Origin of the sequence: uncultured Georgenia sp., assembly GCF_937958535.1 — a bacterium.
Classification (GTDB): domain Bacteria; phylum Actinomycetota; class Actinomycetes; order Actinomycetales; family Actinomycetaceae; genus Oceanitalea.
This window is the reverse complement of sequence record NZ_CALGNQ010000255.1, coordinates 1-7,638: the sequence shown is the minus strand read 5'-3', so window position 1 is coordinate 7,638 and position 7,638 is coordinate 1. Positions and strand designations below refer to the sequence as shown.

Here is a 7,638-nt window from a genome sequence, read left to right as displayed (position 1 = left end):
ACCCGACCGTCACCTTCGACTACTTCCGGGTGGTCGGTGACGAGGAGCCCGAGCCGAGCGGACCCGAGGTGTCGGTCGAGGCCGACACCCGGTGTGTCGTCGGCAAGGTGGTCGAGACCGTCAAGGTGACCAACGAGTCGGAGACGCCGGTCGAGGCGGTCATCTCGACGGCCTTCGGGTCGAAGACCGTGACGGTGGCGCCGGACAAGACGGTCTCCGCCACCTTCAGCACCCGGCAGGCGGCGGTGCCCGCCGGTGAGGTGACCGTGACGGCGAGCGCGGACGGGGAGGTCACCACGGTGACCGAGCCGTACGCGGCGCGCTCGTGCGGCTGATGCTCGCTGACCGGCTTCGGCCGGCTCGGTGAGTCCGCCGGGGGGCGGGCCGGAGACTTCCGGCCCGCCCTTCCGGTCTGCTCGGCGGGGTCGGGCTCCGACATCCCGACCCCGCCGAGCGGGCTGCCGCACGGCCTGCCGCCCCCGGTCGTCCCGGAGGGTGACAAGGTCTTGAAAGAGCCGATGTGTGCGGTAACATGGCGCGCGGCGGGAAGTGTCCGCCGCACGCGACGATGACGTTGGGAGTGCATGGTGAAACGCCAGATCGAGGCCGGCGTACCCGCCGAGATCGACAATGCGAACCCCGGGGGACGACGGCAGGGCGACGTGCCGCGCAGGAGCGGTGCGTAGCGGCGGAAGGCCGGTGGCACTGGTGCCACCACGCAGGAACGGTGGCCGGACGGACCGGTCGCTCGTAGGTTCGGCTCGGTCTCGTGCCGGCCGGGAACTGGAGAGAGACGGATGAACAAGAAGGGTCTGCTTACCCGTGCCGGTGTCGGCGCGACGGGAGCACTGCTGCTCGTGGGTGGCGCCGGTGCGGCCGTCGCCGACGAGGTCACCGGCGAGGACGTCGAGGTCAGCGTCGAGATCGAGGCACTGGAGCCTGTCGGTGCCCTGACGATGAGCGTGGCCGCCGACTCCACCTCGCTCACCGAGGTGGACTCCGGTGACCCGGAGATCCGTCAGTTCGACGGTGCCCTGCCCACCGTGACGGTCACCGACGACCGTGAGGAGGTGCCCGACGGCAGCTACTGGTACGTCACGGGCCAGTCCTCCGCCTTCACCGCTGACGGCGTCCCGGAGATCGGCGCCGAGCACCTGGGCTGGCGCCCGCACCTGCTCACCGAGGGCAACGGTGAGGTCGCCGAGGGCGAGGAGGTGCTCACCGTGCTCGACGAGGGCCCGGACGCGGTCGGCCTCGTCGCGGAGGAGCTGCTCGCGCTGGCGATCGACGCCACTGAGGCGCATCCCGTCGGTGAGTGGGAGGCGAACGCGGACCTCTTCCTCAAGACCCCGGTCGACGTCGCCCCGGGCAGCTACTCCGCCACCATCACCCTCACCCTCTGGGAGGATGGCGCCTGAGCGGTCGCCCGACCGACCGACCATCACCCGGGTCGGGGCCGTGCCGGTGCGGCCCCGACCCTGACATCGTGGAACAGCCCGTGCCTCCTGCAGCCAGTCCCCCCGTCTCCCGTCCCGTGCGGGCAGCCCTGCTCGCCTGTGCGCTCGTGCTGCTCGCCGCCCTCGGCCTCGCCGTACCGGCCGCCGCCACCGACGAGCCGCCGCCGGTCCGCTGGTCCACGACCCCGGCGGACGCCTCCGGGCCCGACGGTCGACGTGCCGTCGAGCACACGCTCGACCCCGGCGAGACGGTCGAGGACCACCTTGCCGTGCGGAACCTCAGCGAGGAGGAGGTGACCTTCGCCCTCGCCGCGGCGGACGGCTTCTACACCCGCACCGGCCGCTTCGACATGCTCGCCTCCGGCGAGGAGTCCGTGGCGGCGGGCACGTGGGTCACGCTGCCCGAGTCCGTCACCGTCGCGCCGGGGGAGACCGAGGTCGTGCCCTTCTCCATCACCGTGCCGCCGAACGCCGAGCCTGGAGACCATGCCGCGGGGATCACCGCCTCCGTCCGCACGGTGCAGTCGGCCGAGGACGGCACGAACGTCGGCGTGGAGAGCCGGATCGGCTTCCGGGTCACCACCCGCGTGACCGGCGAGCTCGCCCCCGTCGCGGCCGTGGAGAACGTGAGGGCGACGTACAACGGTACGTGGAACGCCTTCCGGCCCGGTTCCGTGACCGTGACCTTCGACGTCGTCAACGAGGGGAACGTCCGGCTGTTCGTCGACGGTACCGCCGCTGCCGGTGGGGCGGAGGTCAGCATCCTCACCGACGACAAGAAGCACGAGGTCCTCCCGGGCGACACCCGCACCCTCACCGTGGTCGTCGACGGCGTGTGGCCGTGGTTCGCCGTGCCCGTCGAGATCACCGCGGTCCCCGAGATGGTGGCGATGGACGGCACAACGGCCGAGCTCGACCCCGTCGTCGCCTCGGCCCTCGCGTGGGCGATCCCGTGGCCGCAGCTCCTCCTCCTCGCCGGGGCGGTCCTCCTCCTCGGTGCGGTCTTCTGGGGGCGGCGCCAGTCGCGCCGGCGTCTCGAGCGCATGCTCGCCGAGGCGCGCGACGAGGGGCGGCGGGCCGCCGCCGAGGGAGTGTCCACCCCGTAGCCCGCGGGGCCCCGCACCCTTGCGAGCCGCCGCGCGGGCCGCTACACTCAACTGAGTGTTAGCGATAACAGTGTTGCGCACCACACCCTGACCGCGCGGAGCCGCGCGGGTCGACGTGCGCGTCGAGAGCGATGCGGAACTGCAGATGACTCGAGGAAGAGATCGGCTGACCCGTCGGCTGAGCGCCGTGCTGGCGACGACGGCGCTCGTGGCGGCGGGGATCGGCACAGCGAGCGCCCCGGCCGCCGCCGCCGCGCCGCTGGCGGGCACCGAGGTGCTCGACCTGCCCTTCGACGGCACGCTCGCGGACGCGAGCGACCACGGCAACCCGGTGGCCGTGCGCCGCGGCACCGAGAGGTACGTCCCCGGCGTCGCCGGCTCGGCGTTCCAGTTCGACGGCGCCACCGCCCTCGACCTCGGCACCGGGGCCCACCTCCAGCCCGAGGACCTCACGCTGTCCTTCTGGTTCAAGCCCTCCGAGCCCATGGGCACCGGCGAGCAGGTCATCGCCTGGAGCAAGACCGTGTACAACTCCGACGGCTGGTACCTCGCCTCGGAGAACAACAACCGGCCGCTCGCGCTGTCGATCGGCCCCGCAGGCAGCCAGCCCTACAAGGTCTCCGTCCGGACGTCCCGGGCCGCGTTCTTCCCGACGGACGCGTGGACGCACGTCGTCGTGGTCTACGACAGCGAGACGAAGGACGTCGCGATGTACCGCAACGGCGTCAAGCAGGCCACGGCGGTCGACTACCCGGTGAGTGGCACGGCGACGGGCGTCCTCGGCTCGGAGGCGACGTCGATGAAGACCCTGGGGTTCAACGGTCCCCAGTACAACGGCTCCTTCCTCCGCGGAGCGGTGGACGACTACACCCTGTACGACGCCGTCGCGACGACGAGCGACGTCGTCGACCTCTACCGCGCGCACGTCCCCGACTTCGACCCGGCCGCGGTCGCCCGTGCCGACCTCGACCTCCTGTCCCTGCCCGCGACCGCCGTCACCGACTCGCTCACCCTCCCCGCCACCGGAGCGACGGGCACCGAGCTGAGCTGGGAGGCGGACTCGCCGTACTTCACCATCGGCGACGGCGGCGTCGTCACGGTGACCCGCCCGGAGGGCGACGCCGTCGACGTCGTCGTCACCGTGTCCGGCGTGTACGGCGGCAGCGAGCCGGTCACCCGGACCTTCGTCGTCACAGTCCCATCGGCCACCGCGACGTCCGTCTACCTCGAGGACACGCACCTCGGCGACGTCGACGTCCACGACCCGTACCTCGAGAACCTCCACGAGCTCAACGTCGAGTACCTCCTCAGCCTCGACGCCTCCCGGTTCCTCTACTCGTGGTACGTGCAGGCCGGCCTCACGCCGCCGACCCCGACCGGCTACGGCGGCTGGGAGCGTGCGACCGGAACCCGTTTCCAGGGCCACTTCTTCGGCCACTACCTCACCGCGCTCGCGCAGTCCTACGCCTCCGAGGAGGACCCGCGGACGAGGGCCGAATTGCTCGAGCAGCTGACCACCGCCGTCGACGGGCTCGCGGAGGTCCAGGCCGCGTACGCGCTGCGCGACCCGGCGAACGCCGGCTACGTCGCCCCGTTCCCCACGTCCGTCCTGCCCGGCGGCGGGAACGGCCTGCTCGTGCCGTTCTACAACCTCCACAAGGTGCTCGCGGGCCTCATCGACGTCCACGAGTACGCGCCCGCCGACATCGGGACGACGGCGCTGGAGGTGGCGAGCGACTTCGGCGCGTGGGTCGACGGCTACGCGGGCGGGCTGCCCGACCCGGGGGCCGTGCTCCACATCGAGTACGGCGGGATGAACGAGGCGCTCTACGAGCTGTTCAGCATCACCCACGACCCGGTCCACAAGCAGGCGGCCGAGTACTTCGACGAGGTGACGCTCTTCCGGCAGCTCGCGGCCGGCAGCGACGTGCTCGCCGGGCTCCACGCGAACACGACGATCCCCAAGCTCGTCGGCGCGCTCAAGCGCTACACGGTCTTCACCGACGACCCCGAGCTCTACGCCATGCTCACCGAGGCCGAGAAGGCCGAGCTCGACATGTACCGGGCGGCCGCCGAGAACTTCTGGCAGATCGTCGTCGACCACCACACCTACGCCAACGGCGGGAACAGCTACTCCGAGCACTTCCACGCACCGGACACGCTGTGGGAGCAGGGGACCTCCGGCGTCACCTCCGGGTACGGGGAGAACTCCACGTCCGAGGGCTGCAACGCGTACAACATGCTCAAGCTCACCCACGAGCTCTTCCAGGTGACGAAGGACCCGAGGTACGCCGACTACTACGAGTGGGCGTACATCAACTCGGTGGTGAGCACGGCGAACCCCGAGACCGGCATGGTCACCTACTTCCAGCCGATGACGGCCGGTTACTCCAAGGTGTTCGGCAACCCGCTCGACGAGTTCTGGTGCGACCACGGCACCGGCATCGAGAAGCTCACGATGCTCGGCAGCTCGTTCTACTACACGAGCCCGCGCTCGGTGTACGTCACCCAGTTCCGCTCCTCGACCTTCACCGCGGCCGAGCACAACATGGTGCTCACCCAGACGGCGGACGTCCCGCGCACCGACACCGTGCGCCTCACCGTGGACGCGCTCGACGGTGGGGAGATCGAGCCCGGCACGACGCTGCGGCTGCGCGTGCCCGCGTGGCTGGCCGACGAGCCCACCCTCCTCGTCAACGGGGTCTCGCGCGACGTCACCGCGGAGCACGGGTTCGTCGTCGTCGACGTCGCGGCCGGGGACGAGCTCGAGTACACGCTCCCGGCCGAGGTCACGGTCATCGACAACACGGAGAACCCCAACTGGGTCGCCTTCGCCTACGGCCCCGTCCTGCTCGCCGCCCCGGTGAGCCACGAGAACGTCGGGGCGTCCTACCAGGCCGGGGTCATCGTGCGGATGAGCACGCCGCAGAAGGACGTCGTCGACTCCCTCATCGTCGAGGACGCCGAGGCGTGGAAGGCGCGGATCCGGGAGAACCTCGTGCGGGTCGAGGACGGCGCCAAGCCCGACGGCACGCCGATCATGCGCTTCACGCTGCGGAACGTCGACGCGGCCGCGGCCGAGCTCGTCCTCGAGCCCTACTACAGCCTCTACGACGCCCGCTACCTGCTCTACGCCAACCTCGTCGAGCCGGACTCCGCCGAGGCGCAGGCGATGATCCGCGCGAGCAAGGAGCGGCTGCGTGAGCGCGAGGTCACCATCGACCAGCTCGTGTCCTTCGACAACAACAACAGCGAGGCCGGCAAGAACGTCCGGTCGAACCGGTCGAGCGTCGGCACCTTCTCCGGGCAGCAGTTCCGCCACGCGGAGCCCGCCGCCGACGCGTGGTTCTCCTACGACATGACCGTCGACCCGGAGCTCGACGCCAACCACCTGTGCGTGCGCTACTACGGCGGTGACGTCGGCCGGACCTTCGACGTCTACCTCAACGACGAGCTCCTCAAGCACGAGCGGGTGACCGACGCGCACGGCGCGACCTCCTTCTACCTCCAGTGCGACGAGATCCCCCGCGCCGTCCTCGACGAGCCGCTCGCCAAGGTCGACTCCTCGGGCAACCCGGTCCTCGACGAGGACGGGAACCCGGTCCCCGTCGTCCGGGTCCGCTTCCAGGGCACCGGGGCCAGCCACGTGGGCGGTGTGTTCGGCGTCCACATCCGGTCGGCCACGGCCTACGCCACGGACGCCGCGCTCTCCGCGCTCGCCTTCGACACCGGCACGCTCGAGCCGGAGCTCACCGCGGGCGTCCACGACTACGTCCTGCGCGTCCCCGCCGGCACCGAGGCGGTCGGGCTCACCGCCCGTCCCGCGGTCCCCAGCGGACTCGTCCACGTCGACGGCGTGCTCGTCGACGACACCCGGACGCGGACGGTGCCGCTCACCGGCGCCACCACGACCGTCGAGGTCACGGCGTACGCGCAGGACCACGAGACCGCCGTGACCTACACGGTGACGGTCGTCGCCGCGGACGACCCCGAGCCGGCCGTGACCGTCGAGGCCGAGACCCGCTGCGTCGTCGGCAAGGTCGTCGTCACGGCGCGGGTGAGCAACGCGTCGGCCGAGCCGGTCACCGCCGTCGTCACGACGCCGTACGGGGCGCGGACGCTCACCGTGCGACCCGACGGGGCGGCGTCCGCCGCCTTCACCACCCGTCTCGCCTCCGTGCCGGCCGGGGAGGTGAACGCGGACGCCGAGGGACACCCGAGTGCGACCGCGGCCTACGCGGCTCACGCATGCGGCTGACGCACGACGCAGCACCACCGGACCCCCACCGAGCCGAGGGCTCGGGCAGCACCCCCCACCGACGTGCGGACCGCACGTCACCCGAGGAAGGAAACCCATGAGACGACGTCGAACAGTGGCCGCTGTCGCGGTCGCGGCACTCGGCGCGGGCCTGCTCGCGGCCGTGCCCGGCGCGGCAGCCGCCGAGCTCCCGACCGACGGGCTCGTCCTGCACTACCCCTGACGGGGGAGGGCGGGACGACCGCCCAGGACGCGTCCGGCAACGGCCACCACGGCCAGATCGTCGGCGGCGCCGAGCTCGGCGCCGGCGGCGTGACGCTCGACGGCAGCGACGACCACGTGCGGCTGCCCAACAACATCACGGCCGGCCTGGACGCGATCACCGTGTCCCTGGACGTGCTGCTCGAGCCGCCCCACAGCGGCAACTATTTCCTGTTCAACCTCGGCAACACCGCGGTCGGCAGCCCCCAGCAGGGCAACGGCTACCTCTTCGTCACCGACACGCCGAACGTCGCCCGCGGCTCGATCTCGCCCGTCGCCTGGGGCGCCGAGCAGAACGTCCTCGGCACCCAGAAGTTCGCCCGCGGCGTGTGGCAGCACGTGACCTTCACCCTCGCGGACGGCACCGGCACCCTCTACGTCGACGGCGAGGCCGTCGGTCAGAACACGAACATCACGATGACGCCCGCCGAGATCGGCAACGGTGTCACCACCGCCAACTACATCGGGCGCTCCGCCTACGACGCCGACCGGCGGGTCGACGGCAGCATCAAGGACTTCCGGATCTACGACCGGACCCTCACGGCGGAGGAGATCG

5 protein-coding genes and 1 pseudogene are annotated in these 7,638 nt (G+C 71.5%); all 6 read left to right on the top strand.

Features of this window, described 5'->3' with window-relative positions; all coding sequences use genetic code 11:
* Window positions 1-335: pseudogene (locus Q0195_RS13905) on the top strand (hypothetical protein); the annotation flags it as partial.
* 462 nt (window positions 336-797) lie between these two features.
* Window positions 798-1,418 (top strand): hypothetical protein, encoded by a 621-nt coding sequence (locus Q0195_RS13900; protein ID WP_299279546.1) that lies wholly within the window; start codon window positions 798-800, stop codon window positions 1,416-1,418.
* A 68-nt stretch (window positions 1,419-1,486) separates the two neighbouring features.
* Window positions 1,487-2,563 (top strand): DUF916 domain-containing protein, encoded by a 1,077-nt coding sequence (locus Q0195_RS13895; RefSeq protein WP_299279544.1) that lies wholly within the window; start codon window positions 1,487-1,489, stop codon window positions 2,561-2,563.
* A gap of 187 nt (window positions 2,564-2,750) precedes the next feature.
* Complete coding sequence (locus Q0195_RS13890) at window positions 2,751-6,821, top strand: beta-L-arabinofuranosidase domain-containing protein (protein ID WP_299279543.1); 4,071 nt, start codon at window positions 2,751-2,753, stop codon at window positions 6,819-6,821.
* Between the two features lie 97 nt (window positions 6,822-6,918).
* Window positions 6,919-7,044 carry a hypothetical protein gene (locus Q0195_RS13885; RefSeq protein WP_299279541.1) on the top strand — a complete coding sequence of 42 codons (126 nt, stop codon included), beginning with the start codon at window positions 6,919-6,921 and terminating at the stop codon, window positions 7,042-7,044.
* An 89-nt stretch (window positions 7,045-7,133) separates the two neighbouring features.
* Window positions 7,134-7,638, top strand: a 505-nt coding sequence (locus Q0195_RS13880) for a LamG domain-containing protein (protein WP_299279539.1), incomplete at its 3' end; no start/stop codon positions are given.

Bases quoted from the DNA above. Each gene is read 5' to 3' on its own strand.
- Q0195_RS13900 (WP_299279546.1), top strand. From the start codon at position 798: ATGAACAAGAAGGGTCTGCTTACCCGTGCCGGTGTCGGCGCGACGGGA.
- Q0195_RS13885 (WP_299279541.1), top strand. From the start codon at position 6,919: ATGAGACGACGTCGAACAGTGGCCGCTGTCGCGGTCGCGGCACTCGGC.